At 45.4% G+C, this 14,325-nt stretch carries 12 protein-coding genes; 7 read left to right on the forward strand and 5 right to left on the reverse strand.

Annotated elements, in window-relative coordinates:
* Positions 1-23 precede the first annotated feature (23 nt).
* Complete coding sequence (locus HMPREF0240_RS05955) at positions 24-2,852, forward strand: hypothetical protein (RefSeq protein ID WP_009002541.1); 2,829 nt, start codon at positions 24-26, stop codon at positions 2,850-2,852.
* Positions 2,853-2,909: 57 nt separating this feature from the next.
* Here HMPREF0240_RS05955 and HMPREF0240_RS05960 read toward each other — a convergent pair whose 3' ends face one another.
* From HMPREF0240_RS05960 to HMPREF0240_RS05970, 3 genes are all read right to left on the reverse strand, one after another.
* The gene (locus HMPREF0240_RS05960) at positions 2,910-3,893 is read right to left on the reverse strand and encodes a LacI family DNA-binding transcriptional regulator (RefSeq protein ID WP_009002542.1); all 984 of its coding nucleotides are present in this window, start codon (positions 3,891-3,893) and stop codon (positions 2,910-2,912) included.
* Between the two features lie 58 nt (positions 3,894-3,951).
* Positions 3,952-5,388: a histone protein gene (locus HMPREF0240_RS05965; protein WP_009002543.1), complete on the reverse strand. Its 1,437-nt coding sequence runs from the start codon at positions 5,386-5,388 to the stop codon at positions 3,952-3,954.
* Positions 5,389-5,576: 188 nt separating this feature from the next.
* Positions 5,577-5,801, reverse strand: coding sequence for a hypothetical protein (locus tag HMPREF0240_RS05970; RefSeq protein WP_035312440.1), 225 nt, complete (start codon positions 5,799-5,801; stop codon positions 5,577-5,579).
* 112 nt (positions 5,802-5,913) lie between these two features.
* Between HMPREF0240_RS05970 and HMPREF0240_RS05975 the strand changes: the two genes are divergently transcribed.
* On the forward strand, positions 5,914-6,639 hold the full coding sequence (locus HMPREF0240_RS05975) for a phosphatase (protein ID WP_009002545.1): 726 nt from the start codon (positions 5,914-5,916) through the stop codon (positions 6,637-6,639).
* A 73-nt stretch (positions 6,640-6,712) separates the two neighbouring features.
* The gene (locus HMPREF0240_RS05980) at positions 6,713-7,018 is read left to right on the forward strand and encodes a YerC/YecD family TrpR-related protein (protein ID WP_009002546.1); all 306 of its coding nucleotides are present in this window, start codon (positions 6,713-6,715) and stop codon (positions 7,016-7,018) included.
* Positions 7,019-7,089: 71 nt separating this feature from the next.
* On the opposite strand, the gene HMPREF0240_RS05985 is transcribed toward HMPREF0240_RS05980, so the two are convergent.
* Positions 7,090-7,701, reverse strand: coding sequence for a DUF1836 domain-containing protein (locus tag HMPREF0240_RS05985; RefSeq protein ID WP_009002547.1), 612 nt, complete (start codon positions 7,699-7,701; stop codon positions 7,090-7,092).
* A gap of 316 nt (positions 7,702-8,017) precedes the next feature.
* Between HMPREF0240_RS05985 and HMPREF0240_RS05990 the strand changes: the two genes are divergently transcribed.
* A complete protein-coding gene (locus HMPREF0240_RS05990) occupies positions 8,018-8,257 on the forward strand; it encodes an HPr family phosphocarrier protein (RefSeq protein ID WP_009002548.1) in 240 nt (79 codons plus the stop codon).
* Positions 8,258-8,334: 77 nt separating this feature from the next.
* On the opposite strand, the gene aroE is transcribed toward HMPREF0240_RS05990, so the two are convergent.
* Positions 8,335-9,195 carry a shikimate dehydrogenase gene (gene aroE, locus HMPREF0240_RS05995; protein WP_009002549.1) on the reverse strand — a complete coding sequence of 287 codons (861 nt, stop codon included), beginning with the start codon at positions 9,193-9,195 and terminating at the stop codon, positions 8,335-8,337.
* A 500-nt stretch (positions 9,196-9,695) separates the two neighbouring features.
* Between aroE and pcrA the strand changes: the two genes are divergently transcribed.
* From pcrA to rlmD, 3 genes are all read left to right on the forward strand, one after another.
* A complete protein-coding gene (pcrA, locus tag HMPREF0240_RS06000) occupies positions 9,696-11,921 on the forward strand; it encodes a DNA helicase PcrA (protein ID WP_009002550.1) in 2,226 nt (741 codons plus the stop codon).
* Between the two features lie 105 nt (positions 11,922-12,026).
* Positions 12,027-12,266, forward strand: coding sequence for a hypothetical protein (locus HMPREF0240_RS06005; protein ID WP_035312441.1), 240 nt, complete (start codon positions 12,027-12,029; stop codon positions 12,264-12,266).
* Positions 12,267-12,500: 234 nt separating this feature from the next.
* Positions 12,501-13,916, forward strand: coding sequence for a 23S rRNA (uracil(1939)-C(5))-methyltransferase RlmD (gene rlmD / locus HMPREF0240_RS06010; protein ID WP_009002553.1), 1,416 nt, complete (start codon positions 12,501-12,503; stop codon positions 13,914-13,916).
* Positions 13,917-14,325: the final 409 nt, after the last annotated feature.

Raw genomic sequence — 14,325 nt, forward strand, 5'->3', positions numbered from 1 at the left:
GGCAGGGTTTGAGGAGAAAGAGTATGAAAATAACATTACAGTATGAAGGCGATAATAAATGGCTTCGGATTCCCTATGAATATGATGCGCCGGAACGTCTGCTGAGAATATGTGACGAAAATGGCAGGGAGGCTTCATTTCCTGTAAAATTGTCGGTCAGCAGAATTGACTTATGGATGTCTTATCCGCTGGACCAATTCAAAGAAGGATTCCTGACCGTTGAGGCAGAGGGGAAGAACTGGCTGAAAGCAGTCTGCACGGGAGCGGAGCCGGAGGAACAAAAAAGACGGGAAGCCTCAAGGCCTCAGATACATTATATGCCGCCTACGGGGGGCATTTCTGAAATACATAGTATCCGGCAGGAAGATTCCGGCTGGGTTCTGGAGTATACAGCTGCTCCGTGCTCCTTATCGAACGGGGAAGGATGCGTTCGTGAGACGATTGCCAGCCGGGATCTTCTGCACTGGAGCCTGTCTGACAGAAAATCTTCCGAAACAGGGCTGAAGTGTGCAGAATATTGGGTTGGAGATGTGGAAGAACAGTATGTGATAGAAGAAGGAAGCAGACGGATGACCATAGCGAAAACGACGGGACAGCGTATCGAAAATCTCGCAGCCGCCTGTGTGTTAAGCCTGCCGGCCCAGATCAGAGAGAAAAAAATAAAGCCCGCCAGTGAGACTGCAAATCTAAGGGTCTGGGAGCGGCTTTGGCACAACAAAAAAATAAGCGGTGACTTCCGGTTTTTGATGCGGTTCAAGCTGGGGCCTGATATCTGGCCGGAAATCCGGGTCCTGGAAAAAGAGAATACGGTACATGACATACAGACAAAGGCATGTGAGGTGGAGCTGGAATTATTTGCAGGGCAGGAGCCGGAAATTGAGTTTGACCTGTGCGGTGTCCGCTGGATCTGGAAGGCGCTGGATCAGAGCATTTCCTTCGGAAAATATAAAATGAAAGCCCCGGCAGAGGAAGGCAGGCTGCATCTGCATTTTTTCAGCGATATGGTGATTCAGGAGCTGTTTGCGGATACAGACAAAGCAGCTCTGTTTCTGAAAAAGGAAGGCCCTGAAAAAGAAAATTACAGGATTCAGAGCGACCAGGTGGAGAATATCAATAATTCTTCTTTTCAGTTTGAATATAATAGTGATCCTTATATTGCCATTCATACACCGGGAACAACGGCCTCAATCATCTCAATGCATGTATGGGGGCTGCGCTCCACGGCATATGCGCCTGAAAACAGGAAGCTTTTAAAAGCGGCAGAGCGCGGCAAGGTACTGTATTCCTGTGAGAATTACAAGGTATATGAAAACTGTGTTGAAGACAGGATATATGGAGAACCCGCGGCATGGGCCCTGAATGAAGGGAAAACGGTCCTCTCGCCGGTTCGGGCGGTGGAAGAATTCTGCTGGAGAGATACGCCGTGGGGCGATATGACCAGAATTATAAACCGCACAGAACGGTGGGATGCTCCGCAGAATAATGTATACCCAAGGGCACCCCGTAACTCATGCCCTGCGGGCGGGTCTGCGGCTAAGCCGCAGAATAATGTATACCCGGTGCTCCGGACCAAATATGCAGTTTTAAATGCAGCCTTTGCCATGGCAACGGATATCATGCAGTCCAACAGGAATGAGAGCTATGCCCTGCCCGGGCAGCAGGGACTGATGAATGCGGCTTTGTTTCAGGGCGAGGGGGAGGGATTCGGCAGCTGGGTGCGGGATACCTGCCATGCCGCCTTCCGCTGCCAGAATCTGCTTGCGCCGGGGGAAGCCAGGGAGTCTTTGGTCTATATATCGGAGCACGGATTCAATAATGGCGAGGATTGTGCGGCCATGCCCGCTATTGCGGCGTGGGATTATTATATAGCCACAGGTGACATTCAGCTTTTATTCGAAATGCTGCCTGGGATTCTTCGTTATGCAAAAGAAGCGGATGATCGTTATGATGAAGAGATAAACCTGGTACATGCAAGCATGTGCCTTGCGCAGGACGCATTTGAGGAGCCGGAAAACGGAGGGTACTGTCTTGGTACAGAGATTGCCTTTGCATGGATGTATCAGTCGGCGGCTAAGATCTGCGAGGTGACGGGATGTGAGATGGAAGCGGGGCGGCACTGGGCCGAAAGATCGGAGCGCATGATGCAGTCCATCAGGCAGAACTACTGGAATGAAGAGAAAGCATGCTTTACAAGCGGACCTGTTGGCAGCCAGGCCTATGAAAACGGCTGGTGGGAAACAACCGGTGCGGAAATGTCAATATGGCCGCGTTTTGGCATTGCATCAAAGGAGCAGCGGATGAAGTTCCTGCAGACCATAAAGCAGACGCCGGATGCATGCTCCGATTTTGGCATCAACTGGTATCCGTTCCGCAAAGAAAAAAACCATTTCTGGAGGGCGTGCTGGGTATCCTGGACACTGGGCATATCAGCAGCGGCAGGAGATGTGGGAGATACCGAATTTATCCGCGATCTGATTTTCCAACAGGTGAGAAATGTCCTGCTGAACAAGTCATTTCATGAAGTCATGGATTACGATACCGGCAGGGCCTGGCGCTGGCCGCATCTGCCGTGGCATGCAGCAGGATTCATAGGATTTATTATGAATGGGGTGCTGGGAATCCGGTATGATGAAAATGGTTTAACAATGAAGCCCGCTGTGCCGGAAGAATTTGACGGAGCACAGATCACGGAATGGAATTATCGAAAAGGCCAGTATACGATACGGATTCATGGATATGGAACAAACTGCCAGATCAGGCTGAATGACATGCCGTTAGAGCAGCCTTTTGGACTGGATATGGAAGGCAGTCACAGAATCGATATTTATGCGTCAAAAACACATGTTTTCTAACAGCATAAAACTCCTGCGTCTTTCGAAACGCAGGAGTTTTGTGATCAGAATAAAATATTACAGTGGGGGAGTGGTATCCCCCCGGACTAAAGAGATATCTTCGAGGACGATGTCCCCGCTTATCTTTTTCCCGTTTATTTTTTGAATCAATGTATCAACCAGTTTTTGTGCAAGTTCTTTGATTGGCTGAGCAATATAGGTCATAGAAGGATAACTCATCCTGGCAATGATGGTTCCGTCATATCCGATAGCTTTAAAATCCTCAGGAATCCGCAGCCCGCGTTCATTGGCACATTTAATCGCATTCATCACGATGAAATCTTCAGAAAAGACGGCGTCAATTTCAGGATAGAGGTCAAAAAGCCGTTCGATATGAGTGTAATAATCTCCCAGCTCCACACGGGTATCCCATACGTAATCAATACACTTGATCCCATGTTCCCTTAACTTTTCGGATACGATACGGTGACGCTGTAAGGATGGAGATTTCTCTGCCAAAATCGCAATTACATTCAGTACGCAGCGGCAATTGCTGCGGATCAGTTCTTCGGCGGCAAGATGCCCGCCTTTTTCATGATCGGAGAAAATGGTCGGTATCTGGTCTGCAATATGCAGATCCAGTGCAACAATTGGAAGCTGTAAGTTCTGGTATTCTTCAGGATTTAACATATGGGTACCAAGAATGATGCCATCTACCATATTCTCACGCATCATCTTGATATACTCACGTTCCCGGTCAGCAGTGTCATTTGTATTGCACAAAAATAATTTATATCCGTGGGTATAAAGATTTAATTCAATATACTTGGTGATCTCAGCCCAAAGCGGATGAGAACTGTCGGGGACGATTAAACTGATATAGAAAGAATGCTGCTTAAACAGGTTCCTGGCAATCTGGTTCGGAACATAGTCAAGCTTTTCAATTGCGTCATATACGCAGTCATAAGTCTCCTTGGAAATGTAACCTTTATTATTTAAAACTCTGGATACAGTTGTCACCGAAACCCCGGCAAGTTCAGCCACATCCCGAATATTAGCCATAGAGTTATACCTCGCTTATATCTTGATAGTATCAATGACCTGCATACTAAAAAATTTCCTAATAATTGTCATGATCTTCTTCAAATGGATCATCGTATTCATCCTCATAATCTTCTTCATTCCCGCTTCTGGAAGCGATTGTCAGTATGAGAAATATAACTGCCAGTACCGCTCCTGCAACAGCTCCATAAAGAAGCCATTTGTCATTACCGCGTTTCAGGAAGGCGAAAACAGCACTACCGATATAGAAAATCATAGGAAGCACGAACGCGAAAACGGTGCGTTTCTTCTGCATAATCAGAAGGAGCAGTCCGGAGACAAGCATGCAGAGTGCAAGCACTATATAAATCGTTCCGGTCGCTGCATTACTTCCTGCTGAAATACCGTTCAGTCCGGCCATGAAACCTTTGTATGCAAAAAATCCAAATGCTAAAATTGAAATTATGCCAAAAATAATTCTGACTGTTCTGAATCTAGGTTCTGGTTCGTCCCTTTCCACCGGGGCCTTTTGCGGCTGCGGCGCCGGTCTCTTAGCAGGCTGCCTCTCAGGATCGGAATCCGGTCTTTTTTTCTTCACCGGTTTTCTGTTCGGATCAGTGGAGAGCATATCTTCATAACTCTGTTTTACAGCCTGTTCTTTTTTGACTCTCACCTTTTCCGGCGGAATATTGCCGTATTTTTGCTGGCTGTTTCCAGAAGCAGTATTGCTGCCGGCAGCCGGTCTTTTCTGTGCTGGTTTGCCGTCTGGTGGAGCCGGTCTTTTTGCCTGGGCAGTCGGTTTGCCGTCAGGCGAAACTGGTCTTTTTCCCTGGGCAGAAGGCCTGCCGTCTGGAGACGCTGGTTTTTTAACGGGAGCAGCTGGTCTGCCATCAGGAGAAACAGCTTTTTTTGCAGGAGCGGCCAGTCTGCCGTCAGGAGAAACAGCTTTTTTTACAGGCGCAGCTGGTTTGCCATCCAGGGATGCCGGTCTTTTTGCCTGAGCAGCCGGTTTACCGTCGGGGGAAGCAGCTTTTTTTACAGGAGCAGCCGGTTTGCCATCAGGAGATGCCGGTCTTTTTGCCTGAGCAGCCGGTCTGCCGTTAGGAGAAACAGGCTTTTTGGCCGGAGCAGAGGGGTTTCCCTCTGGAGCTCCTTCCTTTTTCACTGCAGCCGGTTTTCCATCCTGTCCTGGTGACTTCTTCGCTGGCGCCGACTTGGCATCAGTGGCTGGAGTATTGGCAGGTTTTGCTTTTACCGGGGCTTTTTTATCAGCGGCGGCCTTCGGGGCCTCTTTTTTAACAGGAGCCTTTGCGGACCCGGATTTAACAGATGCAGCATTTGTATGATCAGAAGCGCTGGTATTCACCGCTTTTTTTTCTCTTTGCTTGTTCAGATTCCATTGTTTTTTGCAGTCTCTGCAGATTGCGTATTCGTTAAAGATAGGTTTACCATTCTCATCAACGCCTACTTGTTTGTTCTGAAGTTCAACGTCTTTACCACATTTCGGACATCTCATTTATGCATTCCTCTCTTTCATAGGTAGATTTACAATGGTTTCATTATAGCATTTTGTCTGGGTAAGGACAAGGAAAAATGACATATCTTGAGGTTTTATGTCGAAAACACGATATTGCCGACATGTGTAAAGAGCATCAAAGACACCGCCATGTGTATGAATGGCGGTGTCTTTTCTGGAAATACTATTTAGTAATTGTTATCCTGAGGCGGTTGTTCTGAAGCATTGGCATGCGTGGATGACTTGGCCTTGATAACAGGGGGCTGATACTGGTACAGATCGTTATAGGCTTCCAGCTCTGCGTCAGATATCGGGAGAGAGGGGATGAGGCCCGTACAATCCATGGAAGATGCCGCATTTGACAGATAATCAAAATCGTCAATGATTTTTTCATTTTCTTTGTTATTTAACATGAAATTCACCTCATAAATAGTATGTGCTGAAGTAAAAATTGTATTCTGGAAGAAATATGGTATACTTAGAAACGTATGGAAAAATAAATGTGAAAAGAAAAGGGGGACGAATATGAAATTTGTAGCAGATACGCACGCACATACGCTGGCCAGCGGCCATGCATTTAGCACGATCCGGGAGATGGCGGCGGCAGGAGCGGCGAAAGGCCTGCAGGCACTGGCAATAACAGAACATGCACCCAAGATGCCGGGCACCTGCAATTTTATTTACTTTCAGAACCTGGATGTGATTCCCAGGGAAATGAATGGCATGCAGATGCTGTTTGGATCTGAGCTCAATATTATGGATCCGGATGGAACTGTTGACCTGCCGGAAAATATCTGCAGAGATCTGGATATTGTGATTGCAAGCATCCATCCGCCGTGCTATGGGATGGACCACAGTATCGAAGAGAATACAAGGGCGTATATCGAGGTAATGAAGAAACCCTATATTAATATTATCGGACATCCGGATGACGGACGTTTCCCTGTAGATTATGAGGCAATTGTCAAAGCAGCCGGCGAGACAAAGACACTTCTGGAGCTGAACAATGCATCGCTGCGTCCGCAGAGTTTTCGCCAGGGGACAAGGAAAAATACGCTGACACTTCTGGATCTCTGTAAACAATATCATGTTCCTGTAACAACCGGAAGCGACGCCCATGTAGATGCAGATGCGGGGAATTTCGGGAATATACTGGATGTTCTGAAGTACTGTGATTTTCCAGAAGATTTGATTGTAACAACGGATTTTGAAAAGCTGAAGCCGTACTTAAATCTATATAAAACATTATAAAAAGGTAGACTTTACAAGTTTAGTGTGCTAAAATGTAACGGTAGTCATTTGACTGATAAAGGAGATCGGTAGTATGAGTAAAAAGATAAGAACAGAGGCGGTAGATTATCTGTTTAATGCCATACTAAGTCTTGAAAACAAAGAAGAGTGTTATACATTCTTTGAGGATATCTGCACTATCAATGAATTATTATCACTCTCACAGCGCTTTGAAGTAGCAAAGATGCTCAGAGAACAGAAGACTTATCTGGAAATTGCAGAAAGAACCGGAGCTTCCACAGCAACCATCAGCAGGGTGAACCGTTCACTGAATTATGGAAATGACGGATACGATATGGTATTTGAAAGGCTTCGAGATAACGAAAAAGGGGATGCGTAAGCATCCCTTTTAAAATTCCGTTTTTAATTGATCTTATGACAGTTTTGAGTATAAAATATCTGGCCGCTATTTTATTTTTTAGTCGGTTTGCCCTCAGACGCAGGCAGTTCATCAATGATCTTTTCAATCAGCAGCTTTTTGACATACACATCAAAACTGAGGCTGCAGACGAAAGAGAATAACTGCAGATAGCTGCGGTCTTCGGTATCTGCATCCGGAAATGACTCCTCGGCCTTTTTATATGCTGCCTTAATCTCATCCTGAAGAGGGTCAATCTGCTCCTTTTCCATCGTGCAGATAGCTTCGTAAAGTTCCGTCATGTCCAGCGTCTCATTTTCTGAAAACGCTTTGTCAGTAATCGGCTTCAGTAAGGCCTCTATATCTTTAATAGAAAGAATATTCTTAAAATAATAGATGAAGATCAGGACAAGTACATGCTCCTTCGTATACTTTTTCTTAACCGGCGGCGGAAGAAGATTGTTTTTGGCATAATTGTTGATCATTGTCTTTGTGAGAATCTTGTCTTCATCATAGCGCTTGGTTGATGCAAGCTGAGCATCCATGAAAGTTGTGACCTGGTCCATATATAAATCTATATTGGGGATGTCTCCCGGATGAATATAATCGATGCGGGAGATACTTTCTAAAATGCTGTTCAGCATATCATTCGTATTAATTGTCATATTATCACCTCAATGACTTTATTATATAGTATTCAAAACTAGATGGCAAGCATTTTCGGACTTAAAGTAAATAAATCATTATTTGGTATGTATTGGAAAAAATTAGTGATAAACGGCAGTGAAGATTATGAGTTATAATCGTAACGGAAGTTATGGCACAGCTCTGGCTTCACTGCCTTTCTATGATTAAAAAAGTCTCATTTGAGTACAGGGGTGAAACTGATCGGCGGATGTAATGGTTTTTATATTTGCTGTATATAATACTGTTTTAGCCGGAAAGGTTACGAATGAATAAGTTAAAAAGGAGATAGATCAAATGACAGAAAGAGAAATTCAATTTTCGAATATGGAAGAAATACTGCAGTTCTGCAGCATCTGTAAAAAGATGGACGCAGATATAGATGTAAAAAATGGGAAGAAGTGGATCGATGGCAAATCTCTGCTGGGGCTTATGAGCCTTGATATGGGAGATAGGCTGAAGCTTGTTGTACATGGGGAAGACGAAGAATCTGTGGACCGGTATTTTGGGAGTTTTCTGAGAAAAAATCAGTCTTAAAATCCGGTCTGCATGGACTGCCCGGCCCCGTTTTTATACGGAGCCGGAGAGCAGGAAAAAGATCGGGCTGCATGATCTTAATTATCTTCCTGAAATTCTTTTTCCAGTGTCTGATACATAATATCAACGGGAGCCGGCATGCCGGTCCAGAATTCGAAGTTTAAAGCGCCCTGCTGGACAAGCATTCCGATTCCGGTTATAGTTTTTGCCCCTCTGGCCTGCGCCTCTTTTAGAAAGAGCGGCATGACCGGATTGAAAACTACATCGCATGCAATCATTTTTTCCGTGATGCTGTCGTAGTTGATATCAGGCTTCTGTTCTACATTGGGATGAAGGCCGACAGAAGTACCCTGAATCAGAATCTGCGTTTCGGCAGGAATATCCATCCCGGGTGTCCATGGAAGATATTCGGAAGCAGATTCTGTCTGCGTGGCGATCAGTTCTGCCAGCTCTCTTCCGTGTTCCTCATTTCGGTTTATAATTATAAGCTTTTGGGCGCCTGCCAGGGCACATTCTACAGCGATGGCACGGGCGGCCCCGCCGGCTCCAAGGATCGTGACGATTTTTCCTTCCGGTGAAATACCCTCATTCTTAAGGGCAAGGACAAATCCTTTTCCGTCCGTATTTTCTCCGATCCAGGTTCCATTATTGTTGATTACGGTATTGACCGCACCTATAATCCGGGCAGCCTCTGACAGCTGGTCAAGATAGGGGATGATGGAGATCTTGTGCGGCATGGTCAGGTTAACCCCTCTCATGTTGAATGCTTTTGCTCCATTGAACGCGGCCTCCAGATCTCCGGCTTTCACCTTCATGGTTATGTAGCGGTAATTCAGATTCAGCGCCTCATATCCGGCCTCCTCCATTATACCGGTAGGATTGCCGTCCACGGGGTCTCCAAAAACACCGGTCAGTTCAGCTCTGTAATTCTTTTCCATATAGTACCACATCCTTTCTGCAGCTACATCACAGTTAAAAGTATACCCAAGGGCATCCCGTAACGCATAACCTTCGGGCGGGTCTGCGGCCTAGCCGCAGCTTAAAGTATACCCAAAGGGCACACCGTAATACATGCCCTTCGGGCGGGTCTGCGGCTTAGCCGCAGATTAAAGTATAGCATTTTAAGCAGTAATCTTCAATGCGGAAAAATAATCCGTGGAACAGGAAATGGGAAAGCTGAGAGAAAGCTTATGGAAAACTGTTTTTTACGTGACAGAACTCATGTTTTGTATTATAATCTCATAGGTAAGGCCCTGGAGTGTGATTATTCATTTCAGCATTCCGGCGAAACGATGCGGCAGAAGGAATTGGCCGCAGTGAAATAAGTACACCGTAGGGTACGTCCTGCAGGGAACGCAGTGTGCACGGTAATTCGCAGGGTGTTCCAGATATTGAACGGGTGTACAGAACGAAGATATAAAGCAGACAGGAGATACATATGAGTATATATGACACATTGAATGACGAGCAGAGAGAGGCGGTATATTGTACGAACGGTCCGCTTCTGATACTGGCTGGCGCAGGCTCGGGAAAAACAAGAGTCCTGACGCACAGGATTGCCTATCTGATCGAGGAAAAGGGCGTAAATCCATGGAATATTCTGGCCATTACCTTTACGAACAAAGCGGCAGGTGAGATGCGCGAGAGGGTGGACAATCTGGTGGGATTCGGCTCTGAAAGTATCTGGGTGAGCACCTTCCATTCGACCTGTGTGAGAATTCTGAGAAGGCATATCGACCGGCTGGGATACGACAATAATTTTACAATCTATGATGCGGACGATCAGAAAACTCTGATGAAGGACGTATGCAAATTAATCGATATTGACACCAAGGTATATAAGGAAAGAAGCCTGCTGGGGGCGATCTCTTCTGCTAAAGACGAGCTGATCAGCCCGGAGGAATACGAACTCAATACTGCAGGTGATTACGGAAAGCAGAAGATCGCAAAGGTTTACCGGGAATATGAGAAACAGCTCCGCGCCAATAATGCGCTGGACTTTGACGACCTGCTTGTGAAGACGGTACAGCTTTTCCAGACCCAGCCGGACGTGCTGGAGAATTATCAGGAGCGTTTCCGCTATATCATGGTGGATGAGTACCAGGATACCAATACGGTACAGTTTAAGTTTGTAAGCCTTCTTGCGGGAAAATATAAGAACCTCTGCGTAGTCGGTGACGATGATCAGTCGATCTATAAATTCCGGGGAGCCAATATCAAAAATATACTGAACTTTGAGCAGGAATTTCAGGATGCAAGAGTGATTAAGCTGGAGCAGAACTACCGATCCACCTCTAATATCCTGAATGCCGCAAATGCAGTAATCAGCAACAACTGCGGCAGAAAAGACAAGACGCTCTGGACTGATAACGGTGAGGGTGAAAAGATTCAGCTCCGCCAGTTTGATACGGCTTACGATGAGGCGGATTTTATTGCGGAGGACATCCGGAATCATACAAGAGAAGGATCCACTTACAATGACCATGCCATTTTGTACCGGACCAATGCACAGTCCCGTCTGTTCGAGGAACGTTTCGTGGCTTCGAACATACCCTATAAAATAGTGGGCGGTGTTAATTTCTATGCAAGACGTGAAATCAAGGACCTGCTGTCTTATTTGAAAACAATTGACAACGGAAAGGATGATCTGGCCGTCAGACGTATCATCAATGTACCGAAAAGAGGCATTGGCCTGACAACGATCAACCGGGTACAGGAATCGGCCCTGGAGCGCGAGATCGGATTTTATGAGGCTCTGCGGGGATTGGATCTGATTCCTAATATCGGCCGGAGCGCGGCAAAGCTGGATTCATTCGTGGCTCTGATTGAATATTTTAAAACAAGAGCGCAGGAAGACAGCATATCTGATTTGATGAAAGAGATCATAGAAAAGACCGGATATGTGGAAAATCTGGAAGCAGAGGACAAAGAAGATGCGCAGGCGCGTATTGAGAATATCGATGAACTTTTAAGTAAGATAGCTGCTTTTGAGGAATCCTGTCTTGATCAGGACGAAAAGCCTACACTCAGCGGTTTCCTGGAAGAGGTAGCTCTTGTTGCGGATATTGACAGTCTGGATGAAAACCAGGATTATGTGGTGCTTATGACACTGCACAGCGCCAAAGGCCTGGAATTCCCTCATGTTTATCTTGCAGGTATGGAGGACGGACTGTTCCCGAGCTATATGACGATTACATCAGATGATATCGAAGAGCTGGAAGAAGAAAGACGGCTCTGTTATGTTGGAATCACACGTGCAGAAAAAGAACTGACAGTCAGTTGCGCCAGAAGACGTATGATTCGTGGGGAAACGCAGTATAATAAAATGTCCCGGTTTTTAAAAGAAATACCAAAGGACCTGCTTGAAACAGGAGCAGATTTTGAGGAAGCATATGAAATGCCGGCACAAAATGCATACCAGCAGGCAAAACAGCTGTTTAAGACAAAGGCATTTGCCCCAACAAAGGTAGGCAAACAGTTTACCGTAACAAAAGAAAAAAGCCTGGATTATACCGTAGGGGACAGAGTGCGGCATATGAAATTCGGCGAAGGCCTGGTAAAAGATATCACAGAAGGCGGCCGTGATTTTGAGGTGACGGTAGATTTTGATACAGCGGGAACAAAGAAAATGTTTGCCTCATTTGCCAAGCTCAGAAAAATTTAGAATTTCAATAAAATTGGCATAAATAAGTAGTAATCTGAAAATGATAGTGATATAATAACCTAAAGTAAACCTGTATCGACAAGATGGGGAAAGGACGTGGAAATTATGAGCAAAGTAGAGGAATTTATTGCTGAAACAAAACTGAATGAATTACTGCGCAAGAAAGAGGATGACAAGCAGAAAAATACAGTGCTCTGGGTTCTGGCAATCGTAGGTGCCATAGCTGCTGTAGCAGGAATTGCATATGCAGTATATCGTTTCTTTACACCGGATTATCTGGAAGATTTTGAAGAAGATTTTGATGATGATTTTGATGATTATTTCAGTGAGGAAGACCAGGTATAATCAGGTAACCGAACTAAATCATGGACAGGATGTGGCGGGAACACTGCACCCTGTCCATTTTTATGTATATGAGATAGAGGAATATGGGATTCGGCGGATGTGGCGGATACGGCCGGTAGAGCAGCAGTGTAATAGAGTAGCTTGAGGGGAATAACGTAAGATATGACTGCTTTGTGGGCGGCTAGTAGTGCGGTATAGCCAGGCAAAATGACAGGAGTGATTCAGGAGAAGATGATGAAAAAAGGACAAGTAATTGAAGGCAGAATAGAAAAAGTGGAGTTCCCAAATAAGGGGCTGGTATGGGTTTCGGAAGAGGAACGGTATGTGACTGTAAAAAATGGAATACCAGGACAGAAGATTCGGTTTGTGGTAAATAAGTTTAAAAAGGGGAACGCGGAAGGCAGACTGCTGGAAGTTCTGGAAAAGTCGCCTTTGGAAACACGGGAACCGGTATGCAGTATATTCCCGGCCTGCGGGGGCTGTATGTATCAGACTATGGGGTATGAAGAACAGCTGAAAATGAAGGCAGGGCAGGTGAAGGAGCTTCTGGATGAGGTTGTGAAAGAGCCTTATGAAAATGAAGGGATCAAGGCCAGTCCGAAGGAGTTCCGGTATCGGAATAAAATGGAGTTTTCCTTTGGGGATGAGTATAAGGATGGCCCGCTGTCTCTGGGGCTTCACAAGAAAGGGAGTACTTATGATGTGCTGACAGCAGGAGACTGCATGCTGGTACATGAGGATATGAACAAGATACTGCTGTGCGTTCTGGAATATTTTAAAGAACGGAATGTGGGGTATTACAGGAAACTGCAGCATGTGGGGTATTTGAGGCATCTGCTTTTGAGGCGAGGGGATACGACTGGGGAGATATTGGTGAACCTGGTGACGACGACTCAGGAGGAGCATGATTTGAGCGGGCTTGTGGAAGGGCTTTTGGAATTGGATCTGGAGGGGGAGATTGTCGGGATTCTGCATATTCTGAATGATTCGCTTTCAGATGTGGTGCAGAGTGATGAGACGCGGGTTCTATATGGGAAAGATTATTTTTATGAGAGAATACTGGGGATGGAATTCAAGATCACTCCGTTCTCTTTCTTCCAGCCGAATTCCAGAGGGGCTGAGGTGCTTTATGAGACGGTGAGGGAGTATATCGGGGATATTCAGGATATGACGGTCTTTGATCTGTTCAGCGGGACGGGGACGATTGGGCAGGTGCTGGCTCCGGTGGCGAAACAGGTGATTGGCGTTGAGATTGTGGAAGAGGCCGTGGAGGCTGCGAGGGAGAATGCAGCTCGGAATGGGCTGGGGAATTGTAGGTTTATTGCGGGGGATGTGTTTAAGGTGCTGGATGAGATTGAGGAGAAGCCGGATGTGATCGTGCTCGATCCTCCGAGGGATGGGATACATCCTAAGGCATTGCCTAAGATATTGGATTATCAGGTGGATCGGATTGTGTATATATCTTGTAAGGCGACTAGTTTGACGAGGGATTTGGAGATGATATTGGGACGGGGGTACCGGGTGGAGAAGGTTGTGGCGGTGGATCAGTTTTGTGAGACGGTGCACGTTGAGACAGTCGCGTTGTTAACCCGTAAAAAAGCTATTAAGAGAATAGATATTGAAATAAATGAGGATTGGGAAGTTATGTAGACAATAAGATAAAGCTGGATACGAATTAAACATAACAGAAAACACATTAGATTAATGGGAAACTTGTTATTATTTTATGTGACGAAATATGGTAAGACGTTTGACATATCCATTATTAGAGAAAAGTTTAGCACAAGTGTTTTCTTTTGCTTTTCAAATACATATCATTTAGAAAAGTTTTGTGAATCGTCAAATATGCTTCTATCGGAAGACTCCGAGTAAAATCAGTTATCCAAGATTTTAGGTTAACTGCTGCAGATGAAAAAGCCTATAATATGAGGCATTATAATCTGCAAGCAATAATTACTACCAGCTTTATGATCAATAATGACCTCGTAGTTCATTTTCATAAGTAGTTTAGATAGTCAGGGATTTTAATGTTCAGGGCTTACGATATAAAATGAAAAAA

The sequence above is a fragment of the Clostridium sp. D5 genome (assembly GCF_000190355.1).
Lineage (GTDB): Bacteria > Bacillota > Clostridia > Lachnospirales > Lachnospiraceae > Faecalicatena > Faecalicatena fissicatena_A.